General features: G+C 53.4%; 20 protein-coding genes. 4 read left to right on the top strand and 16 right to left on the bottom strand.

Annotated features, from left to right (window positions below):
- Nucleotides 1–144: 144 nt before the first annotated feature.
- The gene (gene polA / locus AC3G2T_RS28990) at nucleotides 145–2799 is read right to left on the bottom strand and encodes a DNA polymerase I (protein ID WP_488437745.1); all 2655 of its coding nucleotides are present in this window, start codon (nucleotides 2797–2799) and stop codon (nucleotides 145–147) included.
- Between the two features lie 134 nt (nucleotides 2800–2933).
- Between polA and AC3G2T_RS28985 the strand changes: the two genes are divergently transcribed.
- On the top strand, nucleotides 2934–3698 hold the full coding sequence (locus AC3G2T_RS28985) for an HAD family hydrolase (RefSeq protein WP_488437744.1): 765 nt from the start codon (nucleotides 2934–2936) through the stop codon (nucleotides 3696–3698).
- Between the two features lie 16 nt (nucleotides 3699–3714).
- Here AC3G2T_RS28985 and AC3G2T_RS28980 read toward each other — a convergent pair whose 3' ends face one another.
- On the bottom strand, nucleotides 3715–5454 hold the full coding sequence (locus tag AC3G2T_RS28980) for an EAL domain-containing protein (protein WP_488437743.1): 1740 nt from the start codon (nucleotides 5452–5454) through the stop codon (nucleotides 3715–3717).
- A gap of 230 nt (nucleotides 5455–5684) precedes the next feature.
- On the opposite strand from AC3G2T_RS28980, the gene AC3G2T_RS28975 reads away from it, so the two are divergent.
- The gene (locus tag AC3G2T_RS28975) at nucleotides 5685–7280 is read left to right on the top strand and encodes a response regulator (RefSeq protein WP_488437742.1); all 1596 of its coding nucleotides are present in this window, start codon (nucleotides 5685–5687) and stop codon (nucleotides 7278–7280) included.
- Nucleotides 7281–7690: 410 nt separating this feature from the next.
- On the opposite strand, the gene phoU is transcribed toward AC3G2T_RS28975, so the two are convergent.
- The 5 genes from phoU to AC3G2T_RS28950 form a co-directional block, all read right to left on the bottom strand.
- Nucleotides 7691–8350 (bottom strand): phosphate signaling complex protein PhoU, encoded by a 660-nt coding sequence (phoU, locus tag AC3G2T_RS28970; protein WP_474679667.1) that lies wholly within the window; start codon nucleotides 8348–8350, stop codon nucleotides 7691–7693.
- 23 nt (nucleotides 8351–8373) lie between these two features.
- Nucleotides 8374–9144: a phosphate ABC transporter ATP-binding protein PstB gene (gene pstB, locus AC3G2T_RS28965; RefSeq protein WP_488437741.1), complete on the bottom strand. Its 771-nt coding sequence runs from the start codon at nucleotides 9142–9144 to the stop codon at nucleotides 8374–8376.
- A complete protein-coding gene (pstA, locus tag AC3G2T_RS28960) occupies nucleotides 9145–10002 on the bottom strand; it encodes a phosphate ABC transporter permease PstA (RefSeq protein ID WP_488437740.1) in 858 nt (285 codons plus the stop codon).
- Nucleotides 9999–10934 (bottom strand): phosphate ABC transporter permease subunit PstC, encoded by a 936-nt coding sequence (gene pstC / locus AC3G2T_RS28955; RefSeq protein WP_488437739.1) that lies wholly within the window; start codon nucleotides 10932–10934, stop codon nucleotides 9999–10001. The genes pstA and pstC overlap by 4 nt, the downstream gene beginning before the upstream one ends.
- Before the next feature lie 160 nt (nucleotides 10935–11094).
- A complete protein-coding gene (locus AC3G2T_RS28950; RefSeq protein WP_474679671.1) occupies nucleotides 11095–12021 on the bottom strand; it encodes a phosphate ABC transporter substrate-binding protein in 927 nt (308 codons plus the stop codon).
- A gap of 262 nt (nucleotides 12022–12283) precedes the next feature.
- Between AC3G2T_RS28950 and AC3G2T_RS28945 the strand changes: the two genes are divergently transcribed.
- Nucleotides 12284–14275, top strand: a complete 1992-nt coding sequence (locus AC3G2T_RS28945) for a methyl-accepting chemotaxis protein (RefSeq protein WP_488437738.1) — start codon at nucleotides 12284–12286, stop codon at nucleotides 14273–14275.
- A gap of 129 nt (nucleotides 14276–14404) precedes the next feature.
- Here AC3G2T_RS28945 and motB read toward each other — a convergent pair whose 3' ends face one another.
- Together motB and motA are read right to left on the bottom strand one after the other, a co-directional pair.
- On the bottom strand, nucleotides 14405–15214 hold the full coding sequence (gene motB / locus AC3G2T_RS28940) for a flagellar motor protein MotB (RefSeq protein ID WP_474679673.1): 810 nt from the start codon (nucleotides 15212–15214) through the stop codon (nucleotides 14405–14407).
- Nucleotides 15211–16005, bottom strand: coding sequence for a flagellar motor stator protein MotA (motA, locus tag AC3G2T_RS28935; RefSeq protein WP_474679674.1), 795 nt, complete (start codon nucleotides 16003–16005; stop codon nucleotides 15211–15213). Before motA ends, motB begins: the two co-directional genes overlap by 4 nt.
- 319 nt (nucleotides 16006–16324) lie before the next feature.
- Between motA and AC3G2T_RS28930 the strand changes: the two genes are divergently transcribed.
- Nucleotides 16325–17182: an aldo/keto reductase gene (locus AC3G2T_RS28930; RefSeq protein ID WP_488437737.1), complete on the top strand. Its 858-nt coding sequence runs from the start codon at nucleotides 16325–16327 to the stop codon at nucleotides 17180–17182.
- A gap of 48 nt (nucleotides 17183–17230) precedes the next feature.
- Here the strand turns inward: AC3G2T_RS28930 and AC3G2T_RS28925 are convergent, their stop codons facing one another.
- The 7 genes from AC3G2T_RS28925 to AC3G2T_RS28895 form a co-directional block, all read right to left on the bottom strand.
- Nucleotides 17231–17494, bottom strand: coding sequence for an HPr family phosphocarrier protein (locus tag AC3G2T_RS28925; protein WP_488437736.1), 264 nt, complete (start codon nucleotides 17492–17494; stop codon nucleotides 17231–17233).
- A complete protein-coding gene (gene ptsP, locus AC3G2T_RS28920) occupies nucleotides 17491–19230 on the bottom strand; it encodes a phosphoenolpyruvate--protein phosphotransferase (RefSeq protein WP_488437735.1) in 1740 nt (579 codons plus the stop codon). Before ptsP ends, AC3G2T_RS28925 begins: the two co-directional genes overlap by 4 nt.
- Nucleotides 19223–20404: a mannitol-1-phosphate 5-dehydrogenase gene (locus tag AC3G2T_RS28915; RefSeq protein WP_488437734.1), complete on the bottom strand. Its 1182-nt coding sequence runs from the start codon at nucleotides 20402–20404 to the stop codon at nucleotides 19223–19225. Before AC3G2T_RS28915 ends, ptsP begins: the two co-directional genes overlap by 8 nt.
- Nucleotides 20401–20838: a PTS mannitol transporter subunit IIA gene (locus tag AC3G2T_RS28910; RefSeq protein WP_488437733.1), complete on the bottom strand. Its 438-nt coding sequence runs from the start codon at nucleotides 20836–20838 to the stop codon at nucleotides 20401–20403. The genes AC3G2T_RS28915 and AC3G2T_RS28910 overlap by 4 nt, the downstream gene beginning before the upstream one ends.
- Before the next feature lie 25 nt (nucleotides 20839–20863).
- Complete coding sequence (locus AC3G2T_RS28905; protein ID WP_488437732.1) at nucleotides 20864–22906, bottom strand: BglG family transcription antiterminator; 2043 nt, start codon at nucleotides 22904–22906, stop codon at nucleotides 20864–20866.
- A gap of 61 nt (nucleotides 22907–22967) precedes the next feature.
- Nucleotides 22968–24410, bottom strand: coding sequence for a PTS mannitol transporter subunit IIBC (locus tag AC3G2T_RS28900; protein WP_488437731.1), 1443 nt, complete (start codon nucleotides 24408–24410; stop codon nucleotides 22968–22970).
- A gap of 1162 nt (nucleotides 24411–25572) precedes the next feature.
- Entirely contained in the window at nucleotides 25573–26544 is a 972-nt protein-coding gene (locus AC3G2T_RS28895) for a 2-hydroxyacid dehydrogenase (protein WP_488437730.1), read from the bottom strand.
- Between the last annotated feature and the right edge of the window lie 10 nt (nucleotides 26545–26554).

The following is a 26554-nucleotide window of genomic DNA, read 5'->3' as shown; positions in this document are numbered from 1 at the left end:
CCCCACGAGCCTGGCGCGCAGCATCCTCGCAGATGACTGCGCGGCCGGCGGCACAGAGGTCTCCGGCCGCCTTGCCGCAGGGCCGCCCGCACCGGCCGGCGCCACCATCACGGGCAGCCCGCCCAAAGCGGTCGGCTGCCGAAATTACTTCGCCTCGTACCAGGTGAGGCCGAAATCGACGTCTGCCTGAAGCGGCACGTCCAGCTTGAGCGCGGAAGCCATCACTTCCGGCACGATCCGGCGCATCGTTTCCAGCTCTTCTTCCGGAACCTCGAAGACAAGTTCGTCATGCACCTGAAGGAGCATGCGGCTGCGCAGCCGCTCGTGCTTCAGGCGTTCCGCCATCTGCACCATGGCGAGCTTGATGATGTCCGCGGCCGAGCCTTGAATCGGCGAGTTCATCGCCGTGCGCTCCGCAAACGAGCGCAGGTTGAAGTTCGATGCCGCAATTTCCGGCAAATAGCGGCGGCGCTGCAGCAAAGTCGTGACATACCCGTCTCTGCGGGCATCTGCCACGATATCGTCCATATATTTGCGAACCCCCTGGAATACGGCAAAATATTGCTCGATAAAGCTGGCCGCTTCCTTCCGGGTAATGTCCAGGTTCTGGGACAGGCCATAATCGCTGATGCCGTAGACGATGCCGAAGTTGACCGCCTTGGCCTGGCGGCGCATGTTCGCGTCGACTTCGTTCTCCTGCACGCCGAATACGTCCATCGCCGTCTTCGTATGAATGTCCATGTTCTGAAGGAACGCTTCCTTCAGCTTCTCATCCTGCGAGATGTGCGCAAGCACCCGCAGCTCGATCTGCGAGTAATCCGCAGCCAAAATGTACCATCCCGGTTCGGAGGGGACGAATACTTTGCGGATTTTGCGGCCTTCCTCCATACGAATCGGAATGTTCTGGAGGTTCGGGTACTGGCTGCTGAGCCGCCCCGTAGCGGCAATCGTCTGCCGGTAATACGTATGCACTTTGCCGGTCTCCGGCCGCACCTCTTTAAGCAGCCCTTCGACGTACGTCGACTGCAGCTTCGCCAGCGAGCGGTAGTGCAAAATATGCTCTACGATCTCATGGTAGGGCGCAAGCTTTTCCAGCACCTCGGCGTCCGTCGAGTAGCCGGTTTTGGTCTTCTTCCAAGCTGGCAGCCCCAGCTTCTCGAACAAAATCTCGCCAAGCTGCTTCGGCGAATTGATGTTGAATTCGCAGGCCGCCAGCTCGTAGATGCGGGCCATGATGCCTTCGAGCTGCCCGGCCAGTTCCTCGCCGAGCTGCTTTAGGCCGTCGGCGTCGACCTCGATGCCGCGCAGCTCCATCTCCGCGAGCACGCCCGCGAGCGGCAGCTCCAGTTCGTAGAAGAGGCTGTGCATCTCGCTCTTCTCCAGCTCTTCCCGCAGCGCGGGCACCGCGCGGCGGATCGTGTCCGCTTTGCGGCACAGGTGCGCGCCAAGCGCAGGAAGCTCCGGCAGGCGAAACTTCACGCCTTTGCCGAACACCTCTTCATCGGCCTTGATGCCAGGCAGGCCGTATTTGCCCGCAAGGCCGCTCAAGGTGAGCGTCGACTCCGTAGGGTCGAGCAAATATGCGGCCAGCAGCACGTCGAAGTCCACCCCGCGGAGGCGGACTCCCTGCCAGGCCAGCGCCAGCTCCGCACGGTGCTGGTCGAACAACTGCTTCTTCTTCGTCTCGTCGGACAGCCAGTCTCTGACCGGCCCCGCTTCCTCGCTCATCAGCAGGCTGAAAGGCATATACGCCAGCTTGCCGCTTTGTTCCATATAAACCGCCATCCCGGCCACATCCGATTGATGTGGGTTCTCGCCAATCACTTCTATATGAATGACGGCCGAATCGCCGAGCGCGGCTATGAGACCCGCAAGTCCGTCAGCCGTAACGATTTCCGTCTCCAAGCTTTCTTCGGCTTGCTCCGCCTCGCCGGCATTTGCCGAGAAATCCATTTTTTCCAGCAGCGATTTGAATTCCAGCTTGCGGAACATGCCCGCCAGAGCTTGTCCGTCGTAGCCTTCATAACGGAAGCCCGCCCATTCCGTAGCCATCGGCACTTCGCGGAAAATCGTCGCAAGCTCCTTGCTCATGATCGCATCCTGCGAATGCTCCTCGATCTTTTCCTTCATCTTGCCCTTCATATCGGCGCTATGGGCCAGCACTTCCTCAACGGAGCCGTATTCGTGAAGCAGCTTCAGCGCCGTCTTCTCGCCAACCCCCGGAATGCCGGGAATGTTGTCCGAGGCGTCGCCCATCAGCCCTTTCAGGTCGATGATCTGATTCGGCGTCAAGCCGTACTTTTCCATAATTTCTTGCGGATTGTAGCGCTCGACCTCGCTGATGCCCTTGCGCGTAATCGCGACGGTGACATGCTCGGAGGCAAGCTGCAGCATATCCTTGTCTCCCGACACGAGCAGCACCTTCTCGCCGTGCTCGTCGGCAATCCGCGTCAGCGTGCCGATAATGTCATCGGCCTCGTAGCCCTTCAGTTCAAACTGGGGGATTTGAAAAGCCCGCAGCAGCTCTTTAATGAGCGGAAACTGCTCGGAAAGTTCAGACGGGGTTTTGGCCCTGCCGCCTTTGTACTCGGTATATTCTTTATGGCGAAACGTCACCTTCCCCGCGTCAAACGCTACGAGAAAGTGGGTCGGCTTTTCTTCTTCAATCAGCTTCAGCAGCATGGTGGTGAAGCCGTACACGGCATTCGTGTGCAATCCGCTTGAGTTGCTGAGCAGCGGAAGGGCGTAAAAAGCCCTGTTGGCAATGCTGTTGCCATCGATAATGATCAACTTGTCCATAGTAGCCTCCCCGATTTCAGACATACTCTCTTCATCATAGCATAGGAAATAAAAATAAAAAAACAGTTATGCACATAAACATGTAATAGAAGCGAGTAAACGGGTCGCAAGGTCTTCAAAAGGAGGTTCTCCGCATGAGTCCTTTTTTTTCTCCAACCCGCAAAAAAGTCATTTTTTTCGATATGAACAATACGATTCTGGATCGCAGGCAGTGCTTCGACTCCGCGTTTTTGCAAGTGATGAACGAGTATACGGCAAGATGGGAACCGGAAGGCCACACATGGTCCGGCCAGGACGCGCTGCAAAGCTATAAGCTGGAATGGAGCAAGCATCGGAAGGCGCCCGTAAAAAGCCAGATTTCCGCCGAGGAGCTCCGGCTATTGTGCCTGAAAAAGGCGCTCCAGCCTTTTCCGGTTTCCGTAAACCCCGCTTTTACACGCGCTTTTTTCGATCAGGTCGAACAGCAGGAGGATACCTTTGTCGCTTTATTTCCCGGCGTCGAAGAAACGCTCGGCGTTTTGACCAAAAATTTCGAGCTGGCCATTATTAGCAACGGCAATTTGCGGCGTCTGCAAAACAATTTGCACAAACTGAAGCTTACTCAGTGGATCGGGCCGGACCGTCTGTTCAGTTCGGAGAAGGATGGGCCGCGCAAGCCTCATCCCGCGATTTTCGAAGCGGCTATGAAAACGGTGGGCACGACGCCCAATCAAAGCGTCATGGTCGGTAATTCGTGGCGCAACGACGTGGTGGGGGCAACCTCCTGCGGCATGGACGCCGTCTGGATTCATCCAGGCAGCGTGAAAAAAATATCGGAACGCCGGGTCGGCAAGCAAAAGGTTATCATTATCCGCTCTTTTAAACAGCTCCAGCATACGTTCTCGGAGCCGATCCGGTGACCGGCATACAGAGCGCTCAATTTATGCAGTGCATGCAATAAACGCTCCCTTGATGCGCCTTCGCTTTCTTCTTCAAAGCAGCCGCAGCTTGTGAAATCTGCTCGAGGGTCATCGCGGATTCACTGCTGCATACGACGAGTGAAAGCGAAAGCGTCACCCCATTGCTCGGAACCTGGGCGCCGCTGCGGTCCCACACGTATTCCCACGTCTCTCCCTCGTAGAACATCTGTACGCCCTGCTCGAACCGGCGAATCATTTCCTGGCACAGCGTCTCCGGTAGCATCGTAGAGGAAATAGCTATAAAATCGTCCCCGCCCACATGCCCGACAAAGTCGAGCGGCGTGCCGCATACCGCAATCGCCTGCTGCATGATGTCCGCCGTATATTGAATCAACTGATCCCCTCTTTGAAAGCCGAAGCGGTCGTTGAACCATTTGAAATAGTCCAAATCCGCGTAGACGACATGGAACGGCTTCTTTTCCATAATCCGCTTGTTCAGCTCCCGGTTGATCTGCAAATTTCCCGGCAGTCCGGTCAACGGATTGGCAATCCGCGCGGATTCCATGCGGACGCTCGTAATGCTTTCCAGAATGGAGCGGATGGAAGCTGTGCCCGCCATTTTTCCGCCGCTCGTAATAATGACGAGATCGTACAGGTTATGTATGGAACGCGAGGTCGCCATTTGCGAGACTTGCTCTACGGGCGTGAACTCGTCCACGATGAGCGGAGAATCGTCCATGATCTGATCGATGCTCCGGTTCCAGAACAACGAGAATCCGTACTGCCCCGCCAGCTGCTGAAACAGCCTGTCCCTCATCATCAGCCCGACCGGAACGGCTTCGCTTACGATAACGGCGCCTACGGCGTCCTGGTTTTTTTTCAAATAGTCGGCGACTTCGGAAATAAGCGCACGCTTGTCGAACACCTTCACCGGCGCGGCCAAATCGCCGATCGACCAGACCGCTGCGCCGCCTTGCAGCTTTCGGTGCTGCCAGATCAGCATCTGGTGGCTTTCCTCGACGGTAACGGGATCGGTGCCGGGCCTTCCGAGCAAATAGCCTTGACCGTAATGAATGCCCATCCGGGTTAGCTTGATCAGCTCGTCCATATGCTCGATGCCTTCGGCAATAAGCGAAATATTCATTTTCTGGGCGAAGGTGACGAACGTTTCTACGATATACTCCTTGACTTTATTTAAATGAATGTTCTCGATCAAAGAACGGTCGATTTTAATAAAATCCGGCTGCAGCTCCGCAATCGCCTGAAGGGACGAGTATCCGGCCCCGGCATCGTCGATCGCAATCCGATATCCCTGTTTGCGGTAATGCTCCAAAATCTTTTTGGCCAAAGTAAAATCCTCGATCGAGCTTCTCTCCGTAATTTCAAAAACGACATTGTTCGGCCGCAAGCCGTGGGCATGCAAAATCTCCATCGTTTTACCCGGAATAAATTGCGGGTCGTGCAGCACCTGAGACGAAATGTTAATAAATAAAAACTGCTCCGGCCGCAAAAAAGATCCCTGAATCGCCTTTTCTCTGGCCAGTTTTTCCAAAACATAGAGCTCGCCTTGTTGTTCGGCAAATTCAAACAGTTCCAGCGGCGATTGAAACGTACTTTCCCGCGGCCCCCGCGTCAACGCCTCGTACCCGGTAACTTCTCCACTCTGCAGCGAGACAATCGGCTGGTACACCGAAAAAATGGACTGCCGCTCAATGATTTCGCGAAAATGCGCGAACATGTCTGACTGAACTTGCATCAACATCATCCCTTACCGACTCAACTTTTACCCCAAGTGTAACAAACCAAACGTCCAGACATGTTAAGCTTGTGTAAAATCATTGTAAATAGGTTTAATAATCTGTATCAACATATTTTCTCACAACCAAAAAGAGGGAATCTGCCCTTTTTCCCGAAAAAAGAAAGCAGGAGATTTTGCAAAGCTGTGTTCATACCTTTTGGATTGTATAACCGAAAGAAGGAACTGAAATGGATGATCAAGTAAAAATCTTGGCGGTGGATGACCGCTACGAAAATTTGCTGGCTTTGACCGGCATACTTGCCTCTTCTGACTATGATCTGATTACGCTGCAATCCGGCGAAGGGGTTCTCAAATACTTGCTCAAGGAGCCGGCCCACAATGTGGCCGTAATCCTGCTGGACGTGCAAATGCCCGGCCTAAGCGGTTTTGAAACAGCCGAGTTGATCAAGCAGAAGAAGTCCTGCGAAGATGTGCCCATCATATTTTTGACAGCGATCAGCACTTCGATTGAACACGTATTAAGAGGTTATCATGCAGGCTCCATCGACTACGTTTTTAAACCCGTGCATCCTGATCTGCTTAAAATGAAAGTGGACGCTTTTGTCAAGCTTCACCGCTATCATCAAAAAATAAAATCCCAAAGCGAGCTGTTGAACCAGCGGGCGCTTGAACTGGAGGAGACGAACCACAAGCTCGCCAGAGCGGAAATGCTGCTCAAGCAGCAAAACGAGCTGCTGGAAAAACGCGTGGAAGAAAGAACCCGCGAACTCGTGGACGCGCATCAAAAATTGATGAAATCGCAAGAGCATTTTCAAAAAATGTTCAAAGCCTCTCCCTGCTTGATGGCGATCAGGCGCCTGTCCAATTACGAATATATCGATGTCAACGATACCTGGAAGCAGTACACGGGCTACGGGGAAGAAATCATCGGCACGTCCTTGAACTTGTTCGGGATGAGGGGCGATTCCGCCGAAAGCGAAGACGCCTGTGCGGAGCAGGTCGGCCACAATGCCAAAGTCAAGTACGAGACGAAAAACAAAGAAATCCGCAGCGCCGTGCTGTCCACGGAAATTATCGACATGGACGACGAAAAGTGTCTGCTGCAGGTAGCGATCGACATCACGGAAAACCTCCGATACGAGACCGAAATGGCCCGTCTGGCCCAGTTGAACCTCGTCGGGGAGATGGCCGCCGGGATCGCGCACGAAATCCGGAATCCGATGACGACCATCCGCGGCTTTCTGCAGCTGTTCCGGGACAGCAAAGGCACGATGGAAAAAGAATACATACATATCATGCTGGAAGAGCTCGATCGGGCTAACAAAATCATTACCGAATATTTATCGCTGGCCAAAAATAAACAAACGCACCAGCATACCGCACAGTTGAACCGCATTTTGGAAACGCTCTATCCGTTGATCCAGGCCGAAGCGGTCATGACCGGCAAGCATCTTCAGATCGAATACGGCGATTGCCCCGAGCTGCAATTGGACGATCAGGAAATCCGCCAGCTAATCCTGAACATGTGCATCAACGGGCTGGAAGCGATGGACGCGGGCGGAATGCTTTCCGTCGAAACGTACGCCGAAGCGCAAAGTGTCGTTTTGAAAATATCCGATCAAGGAAGCGGCATCAGGGAAGAAAATTTGGAAAAACTCGGCAGGCCGTTTTTCACGACCAAAGACCACGGCACCGGATTGGGGCTGGCCGTCTGCTACAGCATCGCCGCCCGGCATCAGGCGCCTATCGAAGTGCAATCGAGCAGCCTGGGCACGACGTTTTTCATCCGCTTCGCGATCCCTTCCGCCGTCTTGGCGCAGTAACCCTTTGATCGGCCGTTCAGTGGTTCCCGGCGTGGGTGCAGCACTGCAGTTCCCGGCGCGCGTTGTGCGTTGCAGTGATGCACGGCGGGGGGCATGAGGTAACTCGACTGGCTGGGCTGTGGGTATAACCTGACTGCGGGCAGAAAGCCTGCAAAAGTGCAGGTTTTTGCCTGCTAATACGCTGGAAACGAAAAATTCCTGCAAATGTGCAGGCTTTTCGCCAAGCACAAGAGCTTAGATTCATTTTCTACGAAAATTCCTGCACTTTCGCAGGCTTTTCGCCAAAATGAACCGTTAACCCGGAAAAAGCCTGCACTTTCGCAGGCTTTCTTCGCTCAGACACCAGGCAATCATACAAAAAGGGGAAGCTAGCGGCCCAAAGCCGTTAACTTCCCCTTTTTTCCACACCATCAGACGTTCAAATCTTTGCGCTTCCCGGTCACCATGTAGATGACACCTTCTCCGATGTTGGTCACATGGTCGGCAACTCGTTCCAGATAGTGCGCCACCATGATCAGATGAGCCAACTGACGGTTGCGGTTCAGGTCCGCATTCATCATGCTGATCAGCTCTTGCATAACCGTGCTGTACAGCTTGTCGACCTGGTCGTCCTTCTCCGCAAGAGCCGCCGCCCTGTGCACATTGCGCTCCGTATAGGCGATCATGCTCTCCTGCAGCATTTCGATGGCGATATCGGCCATCTGCGGAATGACTTCGAGCGGTTTGACCAGCTCTTCGCCGGCAAAGCGAATCGTAATCTTCGCGATGTCGACGGCATGATCGGCGATCCGCTCCAGATCGGTCGCGATTTTAATCGCCGTGCCGATAATTCTCAAATCGCTGGCCATCGGCTGCTGCAATGCGGTCAACCGGAGGCACAGCTCGTCGATTCTTGTCAAGAAGTCATCGATAACATCGTCCCTCTTGATGATTTGCCCCGCCAGTTGTTCATCCAATCTGGCCAGTGAATCCACCGCCGAGCGGATCAAATGTTCCACACTGCTCCCCATTTGAAGCAGTTCATGCTGAAGCAGTTCCACCGACTGATGGAAACCCGGTCTCGTATCCATTTGTACACTCCCTTTCCCTTCTGTTAACCGAATCTTCCGGTAATGTAATCTTCCGTGCGCTGGTCGTTAGGACTTGTGAAAATTTTGTCCGTTTTGTCCGTTTCGATCAAATATCCGTTCAGGAAGAACGACGTCATGTCGGAAATCCTGGCGGCTTGCTGCATGTTGTGCGTTACAATGATGATTGTGTACTTGTCTTTCAGCGTCTGGGTCAGCTCTTCGACCTTAAGCGTGGAGATCGGGTCCAGCGCTGAAGTCGGCTCATCCATCAGCAGCACATCAGGCTCGACCGCCAGCAGACGGGCGATGCAAAGACGCTGCTGCTGACCGCCGGACAAGCCGAGCGCCGATTTGTTCAACCGGTCCTTGACTTCGTCCCAAAGCGCCGCTTGTATCAAGCTGCGCTCGACGATTTCATCCAGCACCGATTTTTTCTTCGTGCCGTGAATGCGCGGGCCGTAGGCGATGTTGTCGTAGATGCTCATCGGGAACGGATTCGGGCGCTGGAACACCATGCCGACCCGCTTGCGGAGCGAAACGACATCCGAATCCGAGCCATAGATGTTCAATCCGTCTACCGCAACGTTGCCTGTAATTCTGACGCTTTCGATCAAGTCGTTCATCCGGTTCAGCGTACGCAGGAAAGTCGACTTGCCGCAGCCGGAAGGGCCGATCAAAGCGGCGATCGTACCGGCCTCAATGCTTAGCTCTATATCATGCAGCGCATGGTTGTCCCCGTAAAACAAGTTTAATTTGTCCGCTTTGATTTTGGGCTTTGTCATTGTCGTTACCATTTATTTCCCTCCGGAAAGTCTTTTTTGTAAAATCCGACTTGGAATACCTACAAGCAAGTTGAAGACCAGCACGACGATGAGAAGCAACGCCGCACTGCCTTTGGCGATATCTTTCGCGTCAGGCACCAACGCTTCCGCACCGACATACCAGAGATGAACGGATAAAGTCTCGCCCATTTTCAGCGGATTGAAATCCGGGAAAAACCGCGACACCGACAAGCCTGCGGTGTAAATCAGAATGGCCGATTCCCCAAGCGCGCGGCCGGAAATGAGCGTAATGCCCGTAATCAGATTCGGCATTGCCGCAGGAATGAGCACCTTGCGGATCGCCTGCCATTTGGTCGAACCGAGCGCAAGGCTTGCTTCCCAGTACGAATCCGGCACTGTACGGATCGCTTCTTCTGTCACACGTACCATGACCGGCAAATTCAGCAGAGCGACGGTCGCCGCGCCGCCGATAATCGAAAATTTCAGCCCGAGCAAATTGGCGAACAACAGGAAACCGAACAATCCGAAAACGATCGAAGGGACGGAAGCCAAAGCTTCGACCGAAATGCGTACAATGTCGGTGAAACTATTTTTTTGCGCATAAACAGCCAGATAAATCCCCGAGAACACTCCGATTGGAACCGAAATGATCAGGGAAAGGATCAAAATGTAGAAGGAGTTGAACAACTGCGGCCCAACGCCGCCGCCGGCTTTAATTTCCTCCGGCTTGCCGAAAATGAATTGCCACGATAAATGAGGAATGCCGTCGCCAAGTATCCGTATCAGAAACCAGGCCAGAATGAGGATAATGACAACGCCCGAAGCCCAGAAGTAGACAGTGGCCAAACGATCCGTATTTCTGCTGTTCATTTAACTTCGCTCCTTTTAGCCACGATCCGGATAATAAGAATTAACAATAAGGAAATAATAAGCAGAAGCAGCGCCATCATATAGAGCGCGTTATTCCAGGTCGTTCCGTAGTTCGTGTTCCCCATGTCCTTGACAATCGCGGTTGTCAGCACCGTCGTCGAATCAAGCAATGACTTGGGCATTTGCGGCGAGTTCCCGATCACCATGAACACCGCCATCGTTTCGCCGATTGCGCGGCCCATGCCGAGTATGATGCCTGTCAAAATACCGGGTCTTGCCGCCGGCAGCAGCACGCGCCACATCGTTTGCCAGCGTGTCGCTCCGAGAGCCAGAGACGCTTCTTCCAACCGTCCGGGCAGCGAGCGGATCGCATCCTCGGAGATGGAAAGAATCGTAGGCATAATCATAATCGCCAAAATGATAGCCGCCGGCAAAATGCCGTACCCGACTCCGCCGGTCATTTTCCCAAGCGCGGGTACGATAACTGTCATACCGATCAGACCGTATACGACAGACGGAATGCCGACGAACAAGTCCGTGGCAGGGCGCAAAATTTCGCGCATCCATTTCGGTGCGATTTTCGCCATAAACAGAGCCCCGGACAGCGCCAGCGGCACCGACAATACGACGGAAACGAGCGTCAGCAGCAGCGTGCTGTACAGAAAAGGCAGCGCTCCGAATTTATTTTGCCCGGGCGTCCAATCGGTCGAAAAGAAGTACTCCAAAGGACTGACCCCTTGAAATGTTTTGAGCCCCTGCATCCCTACGAAAATAATGATGGAAAAAATAATGGCCGCTACGAGCGCGGCGCTCCCGACGAATACCCACCGCATCACGTTGTCTTGTCTATATTGTCCCTTCGTCCATTTGCTCGTCATCGGGCGGTTCCTCTCTTCCGCCGTGTTTGCCAGCTTGTCTGCCACCGTGTTCAATGGATAATCCCCCTTCTCCTGATTCACATTACACTCATCATAGGTGATGAGTGTCAATGCATCATCAATGAATTGTAAAGACAATGTAAAAATTTTTCGTCTCTTCTCGAGCAAAAAGAGCGCTGCAATAGCTGCAGCGCCCTGGTGCTTTTAAACGTTATTATTTGTTTCCGAGCAGATCGGCAGGCAAGAATTTCAGATCGCGAACTTGCTTGCTTTGGAAGTCTTTGCTTTTGATATAGTCGATGAAAGATTTAGCAGGTTCTTTAGCTTCGCCTTTTGTGTACATACGCTCAACACCGAACAGTTTGTAAGTGCCGTTTTTGATGTTGTCTTCGGAGAAAGCAACTCCGTCGATTTTCAACGCTTTAACCGTATCGTCGATGTAAGGAGTATCAACGTAGCCGATGGAAGCGGATTGGCCGGCTACCGCTGTTTTCATAGCACCGCTGTTTTCTTGCGTAATACCGTCTTTAGTGAATTCTTTGCCGTCAAGAATGATTTGTTGAACCAGTTTGCGGGAACCGGAGCTGTCAGGACGGTGAACAAGAACGATTTTCGCGTCTTTACCGCCTACATCTTTCCAGTTTGTGATTTTGCCCATATAGATGTCGGCAGCTTGCTGTTTAGTCAAGTTATCGACAGTTACATCTTTATTAACGATGAAAGCGAAAGGAGCAACTGCAACAAAGTTCTCTTTCAAGCCTTTGTCTTTGTACTCATCTCCAGGAGCCACGTCGGAGTTACCGATATCGGAAGTGCCGTCCGCTACGTTTTTGATACCTGTACCGGAACCGCCTGCTGTTACGTTGATCGTTACTTTCGGGTTTTTCTCCATGAACTCGGTAGCCGCTTGTTTCACAAGAGGAAGCAGGGCGCTGGAGCCGGATGCCGTAATTGTGCCGGAAAGCTCAGTTTTTGCTGGAGCCGGAGAATCGCTTGGTTTGGTAGATGCGCTTGCACTTGGTGAAGGAGATGCAGCGTTTTGTGTTGTGTTTGTGTTGGCGCCGCAACCAGCCAAAGCCCCCATTACTAAAATCGTAGAGAGTGAAAATGTAATTCCTTTTTTCGACATGAGCTTAAACATAGTCAGCATGTCCTCCTTTATTTTTATAAAGCGTAATTGCAGTTAGATTCGATGTCTGTTCTCTGTCCGTCGATCTAACCTTCTTACACATCGTAACAACAGATTGTAAATTAAAAACTCGCGAAACGTAAACGTAATGTAAAACTTTTATTTAACACTTCTTTAACACAGTTCGGCTTTTCGCTTAATAGATGATTATTAAAGTAGAAGCAATACATAGAAATTAGTCGAAAATTGTCAATTAAAAATGGAGGGAACGAAAATGAGGAAGTTAACGTTCAATATGACCATGCGCAGCAAATTGATCGTCAGCTTTAGCAGTATGCTTCTGATTTTTCTTACGGTCGCATTCTTCAATCTCTATCAGGTCGGTCAAATCAAACAGCACATGAACGATCAAAACGATAAAATACAGCTCAAAGTGATGGCGCTGGAGCTTAAAGAAATGGTGCAGGAGCTCAATATTATCGCTTCCGGTCTGGAGATTTCCAAGAAACCCGAATATATTTTAAAATACAACGCAAAGCGGCAGCCTTTTACCGATATGGTCAAAATGATCGGCGACACCGCCTCCACGCCGGAACAGCTAAAATGGCGAAGCCAGCTGATCCAGGCTTCCGTCGACTATATCAACAATTTCGATTCGGCGGCCCAAATGGTTCAGGGAAACGGCACGAATCCGGTAGATCTGCAAATCAATCTGCTGTATCTCTATAATGAATCGCAAGATTTGAAAGATAAAATTTTCGGTCTGGTCGACAATTTTTACACGACATACGCGGAATCCGCCGATAATGCGGTGAGCGAATCCACTTTGCTGCTGGATCAAACGGGTAAAGTGATGCTTATCGTAGCGTCCCTCGTGTTCGTTTTGACTTTGTTCATTGCGTTCATCATCATCCGCTCTTTCATGAATCCTATCACCCGCTTGCAAAAAGCGGTGGCCTTAATCGCCGAGGGAGACTTGAGCCATACGATCAACTCCGAGTCTCGGGATGAGCTTGGCCAATTGAGCCGCAGCTTCGACCATATGATCGTCCAAGTTCGTCAAATGCTGAGCGCCGCGAGCAAAATTGCCTCCTCCTTGACAGAGCATTCGCAATCGTCCCGTCATTTTTCGGAACTGACCGCATCGGCGAATATCGATATTTTAAAATCGATCCAAGACATTTCGGCAGGCGCTAACGAGCAGGCCTACAAAACGGAGCAAAGCTCGCAAATCATTGCCGAGCTGGACGCGGAAATCCGCGCGATCACGTCGTATACGGACGATATGAAGCGTTCCAGCGAAGAGGCTTCGGCCGGCACGCTGAACGGAACGGCGTCCGTTCGGGCGTTGAAAGCCTCCTCGGACCGATCCCAGGAGGTGCTGAGCAAAGTTGACGCAGCCATGCGGACTCTCGCGGCGAGCTCCAAGCAGATCGGCGCGATCACGCTGTCGATTACGGAAATTTCGACGCAGACGAACGTGCTGTCGCTGAACGCTGCCATTGAAGCGGCCAGAGCCGGCGTTCACGGCCGTGGTTTTTCCGTTATCGCCGAAGAGGTGCGCCAGCTGTCCCAGCAAACGAACGACTCCTCCAAAACGATCAGCGGCATGATCCAGACGCTGCAGCAGCAAATCCGCGAGCTGCAAAGCAGCTTGAACGAAGCCAAGGAGCAGACGGAGGCGCAAAACAGCCGCGTGTCGGATACGCTCGACTCTTTTGTCGGCATCGAACAATCGATGAGCCATATTACGGGTCAGATCGAACAAATTCATGACAAAATCGAGCAGGTCCGCCTGAAAAACGATACGCTCATAGAGTCCGTTCAATTCGTCGCCGCCGTAGCGCAGGAAACCGCGGCAGGGGTGGAGGAAGTTCATTCGACCTCGATTCAGCAGGACGCCTCGATCCGTCAAATCGCCGACCAAGCGGATGACATTCACACTTTGGCCGCACAGCTGTTCACGGAAATCAGCAAATTTCAAATCGGAACCGAGGATGTGGAATTAGCTCAGGAAGGGCATTCCGAATCCGAACCCGGGAATGAGGCTGGACAAGCGAAGTTCCTTGAAGAAGCGGAATCGGCCGAAGAGGAGCCTGCTGCTGCAGCTCCGGCGGAACAGCAGCTTGATGAGCAGGAACAGTCCCGGACACCGAACGGGGAACTGGAACAGCAAGAGCAGCAGCAAAAACAAGAGCAACATGAAAAGCAAGAGAAGCTTGGCGAGGTGAGCGAAGCGGAGAAAAAATTGCTCGTTACCGTGTAGCTCTAGCCCGCCCGATCGCGGCGCGACGTGGCGCGACGTAGTACTACTGCTGCGCCAACGAGAGTACACCAACAAAGACGCCTCCGTTCCACTATCACAGTGGTTCGGAGGCGTCTTTGGCCTTTTCTTTTATTGCTTGACCGTATTTTCTGTCGTTTTGAGATTACGGAGAATGCTGACTTCAACGCGCCGGTTCTTCGCTTTGCCTTCCGGCGTATCATTGGATTCCACAGGATGGTATTCGCCGAATCCGACGGAACGGTACATGACAGGGTTCAAATTGCCGTTATTCAGCAGCACTTTCATAAAATTGACCGCGCGCTTGGCGCTCAAATCCCAGTTCGTTTCGAACTCCGGCTTATGTATCGGCACATTATCGGTATGTCCTGCGACTTCGACCTGGTAGTCCGTGTAGCCGCTCAGCATCTCGGACATGGAGACGGCAAGCGTTCTTGCCTCAGGCTTCACAGTAGCGGAACCGGAATCGAAAAGCGCCCGGTCGCTGATCGTAATCGTCAGCTTCTCGCTGTCCAGTTTCGTCTGCAATTGGTCGGCCAAATTGTTGTCCTTAATAAAAGCGTCCACGCTCTTCTTAAGCTTCTCCAGATCCTCTTCTTCCTTCTTGAGGCGCTCCGCCAGCTTCCCGGCCTGCTTGTCTTCGGGCTTCGTCGGCGGATTCTGGTTGTTGTTGTTATTCTGGGTAGAGTTCGCAGCGTTATCGATCGGGATCAGGTTGGACATATTCATTGGTGCTGTTCCGCCAGTAAACGCGTTGTTCAAAGCTCTCATGATCGAATCGTATTTTTTGCTGTCCACTTGGCTGGAGGCGAACAAAATAATGAACAGCGCCAAGAGCAGCGTAAGCAAATCCGCATAGGGAATGAGCCAGGTTTCGTCAATATGCTCTTCGTGTTCTTCGTGCTTTTTCTTTTTGCTCACTGTGGAGTGGCCTCCTTCGCCCCCTCTTCATACTGCGCGCGCTCCGTGTTCGTCACAAAAATCATCATTTTTTGCTTCACGGAGTTCGCAGATACGCCGGATTGAATCGACAGCAAACCTTCCACGATCATCAACTTGATCTCGACTTCTTTTTTCGATTTACTTTTCAGCTTGTTCGCGAACGGGTGACAAACGACGTATCCGAGGAAGATACCGAACAAAGTTGCGACGAAAGCCGCGGAAATCAAGTGGCCCAGCTTCTCCACCTCGCTCAGGTTGCTAAGCGCCGCGATCAAGCCTACAACGGCGCCAAGAACGCCGAGCGTAGGCGCTGCCGCACCCGCCTGTGTAAAAATGCCCGCAAATCTTTTGTGTCTCGCTTCCATCTCGGCAATATCTTCAAGCAGCACGTCGCGGACAAAATCGGGATCGTTCCCGTCGATGATCAGACGCATACCCGTTTTCATAAAAGGATCGGAAAGCTCCTCGGCTTGTTTTTCCAGGGAAAGCAAGCCTTCACGGCGCGTAATGGAAACCCAGTTGATAAACGTTTCAATAAGCTCTTTTTTCGGCATTAACGGTTGTTCGGTAAAAATAATTTTCAATAATTTCGGAAATTTTTTCATATCTTCCATTGGAAACGATATAAAAAGCGTAGCTGCCGTTCCTCCGAAAATAATTAACGCAGCGGCGGGATTCAAAAGCGCCGACAGACTGGCCCCTTTTAACACCATGCCCACTCCGACCGCAAGAAACGCAAGAACGATACCGATTAACGATGATTTCTCCATCTTTGGTGCACCTCTCCATGTTTTCTACGTTTTCTTTGTAACAACTTTCCACTATGTACTGCACGAGCCGGGCCCGATTTCCCCCTCCAGAGCAACCTCCTCCATGCATCGTCATTTGTAAAGCTTCTAAAAATTCGACAAAATATGTATATAAACTTATGATAAAAACAATCAATATAAAACACAATACTTTTTTTGTCGAATAGTGTAAGGTAACCACGAATATGGAAGAATACATTCACAAAGCCCTTATACTTCTTTTATACTTAGATCATGCAAATCCCTGCTCAATTCGATATAGACGAGAGGAGTGAGCCATTTGGAGCACAGAAATTATGGCAAATCAGACAAACAATTCCCGATTCTCAGCTTTGGCGCCCAAAGAATCGTCGACGAACACAACTGCTCGGAGGAGGATGCAATCCGAATCGTAAACCGGGCCATCGATGAGGGGATCACTTATTTTGACACGGCGCCGAGCTATTCCGACGGACAGTCCGAAGAGCGGCTCGGCAAGGCACTGCAAGGACGCAGGCATGAAGTGTGGATCACGACCAAAACCCATGACCGCACGAGAGACGGCTCGTGGAGGCTGCTGGAGGCGAGCCTGAAGCGCCTGCAGACGGACAAGGTCGAGGAATGGCGGCTGCACAACATCATGACGATGGAAGAGCTGGAGCGATGCTTTGCCAAAGGGGGCGCGCTCGAAGCGCTGATCGAAGCGAGGGAGCAGGGAATCATCCGTTCGATTAGCATCAGCGGACATACGAACCCTGCCGTGCAGGCGGAAGCGATCGAGCGGTTCCCGTTCGACAGCGCGCTGGTGCCCCTCTCCGCCGCAGATCATTTCGTGTACAGCTATGCGCACGAGTTTCTCCCGAAAGCCGCGGACAAAGGAGTCGCCGTCATCGGCATGAAGGTGATGGCGCTCGGCAAGCTGGCGCCTTGGTACGAGCAGGCGCTCCGCTACACGTTCTCGCTGCCGATCGCGACGGCGATCGTGGGCATGGAATCCATGGAGCAGCTGGAGCAAAACCTGGCGATCGCCAAAAGCTTCACGCCTATGTCCGACACGGAGAGGCTTGAATTTTTCAAAGAAATCATCCATCTGGCTTCGCCTGACGTTCTCCGCTGGAAAGCGAGCGAATGGATGTCCGGCGAGTGGTACGCCAGATAAATTTCCCGCACAAAGCAAAAGGGGCAACCGTTGAGGCAGCCCCTTTGTTCATTCCTCGAAAATCGTGCCCAGCAGCTGCCCCAATTCCTCCAGCGCCTGCGTTTCCTGCTCGCCGTCCGTTTCCAGCGTCACCTCATCGTTTTGCTCAATGCCCAGCGTCAGCATGCTGAGCGAGCTTTTTCCGTTCACTTTCCGGCCGTTTTTCGTCACATTGACTTTGCAGGGGAAAGCACTCGCTTTTTGCACGAATACTTTCGTCGGCCGCGCGTGAAATCCGGATGGGTTTAATACGATATAAGTTTGAGCAATCATTGCAAGCCACTCCTTGTTTTCTCGTTTACAAAAGCTTGTATTTGCGCCTGGCTGCCCATGCTTAAAATTTGCTCCGCATAGTCCGCCCATTCGCGGTGAGACGAAGCGCGGATCAGCGCTCTGGCCGGCAAAATCGAGCCCGCGCTCATGCTGAACTCATGCAGTCCAAGTCCGAGCAAAATCGGAATAGCCGTTTCGTCGCCGGCCATTTCTCCGCACATGCCGACCCATTTGCCTTCTTTTTCGGCCGCGCGGATCACCATGTTCACAAGGCGCAAAATGGCCGGATGGCAGGGTTGATACAAATAGGAGACCGTCTCGTTCATCCGATCCGCAGCCATCGTATATTGAATGAGATCGTTCGTTCCGATGCTGAAAAAATCCGCCTCTTTCGCCAAGACATCCGCGGCAAGCGCCGCCGCCGGCACTTCGATCATAATTCCAACCTCGATGCTGTCGGATACCTTGACACCTTCCTGAACAAGCTTCTCCCGCTCTTCGTTCAGCAGTTTTTTCGCTGCCTGCAGCTCCTCCACGACCGCGATCATCGGGAACATGATCTTCAGCTGGCCGAAAGAGCTGGCCCGCAGCAGCGCCCTGAGCTGGGTGCGGAACAAATCCGGCCGGTCGAGACACAGACGCACGGCCCGCAGCCCGAGAAAAGGATTGCTCTCTGCGGGAAGCTTCATGTATGGAAGCTCCTTGTCGCCGCCAATGTCGAGCGTGCGGATGACGACAGGCTTGTTGTTCATTTTTTCAAGAACATGCTTATATACCTGGAACTGCTCCTCTTCCGTCGGAAGAGCGCTGCGTCCCATATACAAAAATTCGGTGCGGAACAGCCCGATTCCTTCGGCTCCGTTGCCCAGCACCTTTTCCAGATCCTCGACGCTTCCGATGTTGGCGGCCAGCTCGACACGATGACCGTCACTGGAAACCGACGGCTGCTCCAGCAGTTTGCGCAGCTCCTGCCTGCGGCGGTCGTAAGCCTCTTTCCGCGCCCGATACGCATCCAGCTCCCGATCGCCCGGATCGACGATGAGCGTGCCTTCCAGCGCATCCATAATGACCGTCGTTCCGGTTTCAATATCGGCGGCGGCAGCTCCCGCCCCTACGATGGCCGGCACTTCCAGCGAGCGTGCCATGATCGCGGAATGCGACGTCCGGCTGCCGATTTCGGTAACGAAGCCAAGGACGAAGTCCAGATTCAGCTGCGCGGTATCCGACGGCGTCAAATCCTCGGCAATCACGATGCACGGCTCATGAATCCCTGACACGGCTGCGTATGCTTCTCCCCGGAGGTGGCTCATGATTCGGCCGGCAACGTCCCGCACATCGGCGGCGCGCTCTCTCAAGAGCTCGTTGTCCATAGAGCTGAGCACTTCGATAAAGCTGCCCGCGACTTCATGCAGCGCGAATTCCGCGTTGTCGCCGTAGCTCTCGATTTTGTCCAGGATCGCATCGATCAAATCAGGGTCTTCCAGCAGCAGCAGATGCGCTTCGAAAATTTCCGCTTTGGCCGCGCCCATGCGCTGCTCGGCCAGCGCCCTGATCTGCTCCAGCTCCTGCGCCGCTTCTTCAACGGCTTTCTGAAAACGCGCCTTTTCTAACGCAATATCCTCGGCTTTGCCCGGGGCGGGAACGTAATTCGAGCGATGCAGGCGGTAAGCCTTCGCTATGGCGATACCGGGGGATGCCGCGATGCCCGCGATTGATTGTGCTTTTAGGTTAGCCATGGCAAACTCCCCTTTCTCTGGAATGTACGGATTGTTTCAAGGATTCGTATTGCGCCACGATCATGCCGTGAAGCGGATGATCCTCGGGTATCGCAGTATATTTCGCGACGGTCGCGGCGATGCCTAGCTCCTTCAAGTCCGCTTGAATCGCCGCGGCTTCCGGATCGGCCGCATCGTCAAACAGCAGAGCGGCCGCCATCGCCTTGGTCAAATACACCGGCGTCAACCCGCGCTCGAACGCTTGCAATGCGGGGCGAACCAGGCGGTCGTTGGCCGACAGCTTGCGGATCGGCGATCTCCCGACCCGGGTAACCTCATCGGTCAAATAAGGATTAGTGAAACGCGCCAAAATTTGCCGGATGTACCGCTCGTGCTCGCTGCTGTCGAAGCCGTACTTTTGAACTAGCAGGGAGCCGGTCTCTTCCATCACCTGCTGCACCTGAGCGGCGATTTTGCCGTCCGCCATGGCATCCTGAATCGTCGCATATCCGTGAACGCAGCCGAGATATGCGGCGCAGCAGTGGCCGGTATTGACGGTGAACAATTTGCGCTCGATATAAGGCTCCAAATGCGCTGCGTAATGAACGCCGTCTATACGGCGGAAGCCTTCAAACAATTGGGATTCGTCGACCACCCATTCGTAGAACGGCTCGACCGTCACTTCCAGCGGATCTTCGTTATGCTGGAGAGGAACGATCCGGTCGACCGCGGCATCCGGAAACGCGATGCTTCGGCCCGCTTTTTCACGCGCCTCCCCGCTCAAATGGGCGTAGACGTGCTCCTTCAGCTGCGTGCTGCCGCCAATCGCATTCTCGCACGCGATTACCGCAAGCGGCGCCGAGCCGCGCTCCAGGCGCTTTTCAATACCTTTGGCGATGCCCTCCGCGATGTGCTTCAAAATGTTAACCCCAACCGCTGTCGTGACCAGATCGGCTTCAGCCACAGATTCGGCGACTTCTTCTATGTTTCTGCCGTTGATGGCGTCCACGTTATTGACGGTGAAGCGGTCCTGTGATTCGTTAGCCAGGCGGACCGTGTACGATTTTCTCTTGTGCAGAAAATCAACCACCGTCTCATTGACATCCGAAAAACGGACTTCATAGCCCGATTGTGACAAAAGCAGCCCGATAAAACCGCGGCCGATATTTCCGGCCCCAAAATGCAGCGCCCTCATGATTCCAACCCGCTCTCGAATATTTCGATCATTTCTTCCGGCGTCTTGGCCCGCATAATCCGTTCGACGTTCTCATCCTCGGAACAGATCATCGCGATGTTCGTCAATATTTCCAAATGCTCGTTGCCGGGAGCAGCGATGCCGATCACTAAAGTTGCCCGCTCGCCTTCGCCGAAATCAACGCCCTCCGGCAGCTGTACGATGGACAATCCCGTCGAGGCAATCAGCGATTTGGAATCCTGTGTGCCGTGAGGGATCGCCAAACCGTTGCCCATGTAGGTCGACAGCGTTTGTTCCCGCTCCAGCATTTTGTCGATATAGCCGCTGGAAGCGTGCCCCGCATCCACCAGCAGCTGTCCGGCCATCCGAATCGCTTCCCATTTATCGCTTGCTTTCGCGTTTAATTTGATTTTGTTCACGGATAAAATACTCATCGTACAGTTCTCCTTCTCCATCCGGTTATTTTTTATGTTCTAAGAAAACGGCTAATTCCTGCGATAAAAAATGTTTCAGTTCCCGCTTCGTTCCCTCTTTCAGAAGCTGAAGCATCTCCGGCATCAACAGATAAGAGCTGATCTCGCTCAGCACTTCCAAACTTTCTTTCGACAGCTCCCTCGGACCGAGCATCAGCAGCAATTGCCTGACTCCGGACGAAGTTCCCTGACCGACGACCAGTTCCTCGTGCAAGCGAAACAACGTTAATGAAGGTCTATATACGTGCTCGCTGCGGATATGAAACAGAGCGATGCCCGTATCGGGGATCACTTGGCTGCTCTGCTTCTCCCTGTCCAGCAGCAGCCGGACAATCGTATCCGTTTCGTCGATAACCCCTGCTTGCCGTGCATAGCCGCATACAACCTGCAGCGTTTCCTGCAAGCTCCCGAACGACCGGTCGATCACATGAACGTCGAATTGATCGATAATCCCGACGATTTCATTCAAATATTGCTGGATGCGGTGCAGCCGTCCCGGAGAACCGGCCTCATCGGTAAGATCCGGCGCGGCCGGCTCATGTTTTTGCAGTGTCACGTTTTGAATGAACGACCGGAGCCGATCCTCCTCTTCCTGCGTAAGCAGCGGGCTCAGCTTAATATATTGTTCCTCATCCAAAGGCAGGTCTACGGTCGATATAATTAAGTCGTACTCCGTTTCGGGGATGCGCGCCGCCTCAAACCAAGAAGCATGCCCGATAATTTCGATTTGCGGTAATTCTTTCGTCAGACGGACCGCAAGCATTTTGGAGGTGCCGATCCCGCTCGTGCAAACCAAAATCGCTCTTACATCGCGTTTGAACTGCTTCAGCCTCTCGGCCGAGGCGCCGAAATGCATGACCAGAAAGCCGATTTCCTCATCCGGGACGGCAATGCCGGTTATCGTTTCGTCCACGGCCAGGCGGATCGTCGCAAAAAGAGCCTCGTAATCCCGCTTGATTTGCGCCAGCAGCGGATTGCGGATAATTGCGCCTTCGCGCAGTCTGCGCAGCGCCGATTCCAGATGGCTCAGAAGGCCGTCCTTTAACGACTTATCCTCACTGAAGCCGATTTCGGTTCGGCGCTCCATACTGCGTATGAGCTTCCACACCGTCTCCATCAAGCTGAGCTCTTTGGCCGGCAGCAGATCGTCGGGATGGCCCGCTTCCCGTGGCTCCAGGAGCGTAGCAAGATAGCGGACCTCTGAAGCGGTAAACGTGACGGGAATAAGCTCAGAGAGCCGGTTCATGACGTACTGCTGCAGCCCGTTCGGATGAACCGGATTGGGCGCGGCCGCCGCCTCGATCAGCTTGCCCTGCCGGATGCGGGCGATGCCGATCGAGACATTCATCAGCAAATCGGTATATTCGTTTTCCGACAGAGCGCTTAGGCCCTTATCTTCCGCCTGCCAGAGAGCGGACTCGACATGGATGAAACCGTCCTTGCCGATAAGCTCCAAAAGCTTCTGTGCGACAGGCGAACGAACGCTCTCCGCAGTCCCGAACAATTCCGCGTCGTCCAAATAATTGCGGGCCAGCATGCCGATCAGCCGGCGTTTGTCGATTTCAGAGCCGCTCAGCTCGACGCCGTAGCCTCTGCGTCTGACAAGCGTGAGGTTGGACTTGGCAATCCAGCCGTCCAATTCGTCCAGGTCGTGCGTAATCGTCGGAATCGTAACGCTTAAGCCGTGAGCGAGAGCGAACAGCTTCACAGGTTCATCCTCTTGCAGCAGCATGCACAAAATCAAAATTTTCCGGTCCTGCGCCGAATATTCGACCGCCGTCCCGCCATGAAGCAAGCGCCGGAACGATTCCAACTGCCCGGCCTCGGCTTGCAGCTGAATGCCTTTGCCGGATTTTTTTTGCAGCGTCAATCCATGCTCCGCCACGATCCCCTCCAGCTCGGACAGCTCCCTGTGCACGGTTCTCGTGCTGACCCGGATTTCCGCGGCGATTTCGCCTGCCGTTATGTCCCCTTGCCGATTCAGCAGCAATTCAAGAATTTGACGATGCCTGTGCGACAGGCTCCTCATGTGAATTCTCCTTATTTACAAAATGGAGATAACGCCGGCAAATGAGCCAGCGTCAGACAAATTATTTCGATAATCTTTTTACCAGCTCATCGTATTCCGGGCTTTTCATAAAATTCTCGATGGAAATATGCTCGGCCTGCGGAGATCGGCTGATCGCCCGGTCCGTCAAGGATTTGTGGGTAACGACGATGTCCGCATCGCCCGGTATTTCGCTGATCGCCGTGTTGATGACAGTGACGTCGACGCCGGCTTCCTTCATTTTTTTGCGCAAAATGGATGCTCCCATCGCGCTCGATCCCATGCCCGCATCGCACGAAAATACGATTTTGCGCACTTCCGACGCCGGCTTAACGGCAGATGCCGATACGGGTGCTGCTGCGCCAGGCGAAGATACCGGAGCCTGCTTCATCTGCTTCATTTTCGCGGTAGCCTGATCCAGATCGTCTTCCTGCTCGGATTGCTTGCTGGTTTTGAGCAGCAGCGCCGCAACCAGGAAAGAAACGATCGTTGCCGTGATGACCCCTGTGAAAATCGGCAGCAGCCCGCCTTTCGGCGCCATGGCGATATAGGCGAAAATGCTTCCAGGCGAAGGCGGAGCCACAAGACCGGCGGAGAACAGGGAGAACGTGAACGTTCCGGTTACGCCGCCTGCAATGGCAGCCAGGATCAGCCGCGGGTTCATCAAAATATATGGGAAATAAATTTCATGAATGCCGCCGAAAAAATGAATAATCGCTGCGCCCGGTGCGGAAAGCTTCGCCGCCCCCCGGCCGACCAGCCAATAGGCGAGCAAAATGCCAAGCCCCGGTCCCGGATTGGACTCCAGCATGAACAAAATCGACTTTCCTGTTTTGGACGCCTGCTCCAACGCGATCGGGCTAAGAACGCCGTGATTGATCGCATTATTCAGGAACAGCACTTTTCCCGGCTCGATCAAAACGTTCGCCAGCGGCAGCAGCCCTGCATTGACGAGCACCTGCACGCCGGCGGCGAGCGCTTTGCTGACGACCTGAACGGCCGGCCCCACGACCGAGTACGCCAGTACGGCCAAAATGCCGCCGATGATGCCGGAGGAGAAATTGTTCACGAGCATTTCAAAGCCGGAACGGATTTTTCCTTCGATGGATTTGTCGAACTGCTTGAGCACCCAAGCCGCAAACGGACCGACAATCATCGCACCCAAAAACATCGGGATGTCCGTGCCGATTACGACCCCCATCGTCGTCACTGCGCCGATAACGCCGCCGCGCGTCCCGTGCACCATCGTTCCTCCCGTATACCCGATCAGCAGAGGCAGCAAATAAGTAATCGTTGGCGAAACGAGTTTGGCCAAATATTCGTTTGGAATCCAGCCTGTCGGTATAAATAATGCCGTGATTAAACCCCAGGCGATAAATGCGCCGATATTCGGCATCACCATGCCGCTCAGAAAACGGCCGAAACGCTGAACGCCCACCCGGATTCCGCCGGAAGATGCGTGTTGTTTGGCAACTGTAGCATCCACTGGGATATCCCTCCTTTAAATGATTCAAATTCTTTACCGTTCTTTTTCGGCAAAGTGATTGTGATCTAATCGTAATGCAATAGCGCTTACACGTTCAATCTAATCAAAATCCCTTTTCGTCAAGAACGATGTTGACATCATTTAAACTGAGCCCGCAATAGTATGCGCTTCTTCCTCTCCCTCATATTACGTATTCCTGGATCGCGCCAAAGGCTCGTATCGGCTTGGAAAGCCGAAAACCTGGACAGTCAAGGGGCCGCAGCCGCTCTTCGCCAACCTTGCGCCTCTACTGCATGGGTTGCGATTGCTGAAGTGGGCCACGTTACTCCTGCAACCGTTTGCGGTGCCGGAGTTTACTGCATCGGTTGCGGCACTGAAGTGGGCCTTGCTTCTCTTGCTCAGCTTTGGCGCTGAAGTGGGCCTAACTTCTCTTGCATGGGTTGTGGCGTTGAAGTGAACCTCGCTTCTCTTGCTCAGCTTTTGGCACTGAAGTCGGCCTTGCTTCTCCCTACAAGTTGCGGAGCCGAAGTGGGAGGGGACAAGGCGGCTTGACAGGGAAAAACCTGCGAAAGTGCAGGCTTTTTCAGTAGAAATGGTTCATTTTCGCGAAAAGCCTGCAATTGTGCAGGAATTTTTGATGAAAATGAATCCACACCCATGTTCACGGCGAAAAGCCTGCACAATTGCAGGAATTTGTCGTGGCCAGCGAATCTAGCAAACAAAAACTGTACTTTTGCAGGCTTTTTCGCGCGACCGGGGTAAATGGTGCAACCGGGTAGTTTGTACGACCAACTCTGGCGTGTGGGTTTCTGGGCAGTCTGGATAGTGGGAGACTTTTTTAGCGGTAACGGTTCGTTTGGAAGAAAAGCCTGCAAATGCGTGGAGATTGTACAGAAATTATCGGCAAAAATGTGGCTACGTTCATATATTCGCTGAAATTGCTGCACAATTGGCGGAATGCCTCACTGCAGGCATCTCAAAGAGCAATAAGAGGTACTACCCTGAAAGCTAGCGGCAGCAAAAAAACAGCCTTCTTCCCCGTCGTATGGAGGAAAAAGACTGGTTTTCCGGCTGCGCCTTGGCCTACATTTCATTTCACCAGCTCCGGCACCTGTTCACCTACATTTCATTTCACCAGCTCCGGCACCAGCTCACTTACATTTCATTTCGCCAGCTCCGGCACCAAATTGGGAGGAACTTGCCCCTGCAAAGCTGCGACCAGATTTCGGGCGGCCAGCTGCGCCATGTCGAATCTTGTTTTGGTCGTGGCCGAACCGATGTGCGGCAAGGTGATCACATTCGGCAGCTTCAACAGCGGATGATCGGCATCGACCGGCTCGCGTTCAAAAACATCCAGCCCCGCGGCACGGATGCGTCCTTGCTGAAGCGCTTCAAGCAGCGCTTCTTCGTCCACGGTTTGCCCCCGGGAAGCGTTGATGAATATCGCGGTCTCCTTCATCCAGCCGAACTGCTCCTTGCCGATCATGCGGACGGTCGAATCGGTCAGCGGAGTCAGCATGACGATAAAATCCGCTGTTCTCAGCAGCTCTTCCAGGGGCGCATAGCGTACCCCGAGGCGCTCTTCGGCTTCTTTTTTCCGGCTGCGATTGTAGTAGGAGACATCCATGTCAAAACCGAATTTGGCGCGTTTGGCTACGGCCTCGCCGATTCTGCCCATCCCGATAATTCCGAGCGAAGCGTGGTGCACGTCAATGCCGAACAAGCTTTCGTTGTCGCCGCGCTTCCAGTTCCCCCGCTTCACATACTGATCCAGCTCCGCAATTCTTCGCGCCGCCCCGAGCATGAGAGCCAGTACGAGATCCGCAACCGTATCGTCCAAAACGTGCGGCGTATGCGTTCCCATCACGTTCCGCTCCTTCATCGCAGCCAAATCGAAATGATTGTAGCCGACGCTGGAGCTGCTTACCACCCGCAGGCGCGGCGCCCGATCCAAAAGCTCGCGGTCAATACGGTTCCCCGACGTCAGCAAGCCGTCCGCTTGCGCAAGCTCTTCCAGCAGCCGCTGCCGCGGAATCGCTTCCGGCTGATCCCATATTTTATAATCGCAGTGTTCGGCGATGTACGTTTCCACTTCTTCGGGAATCGATCTTGCGATAAACACATACGGCTTCATAAACACCACT

This window comes from Paenibacillus sp. sgz302191, assembly GCF_057749925.1.
The sequence above is the reverse complement of the archived record's forward strand: the minus strand, read 5'-3'. Positions and strand labels throughout refer to the sequence as shown.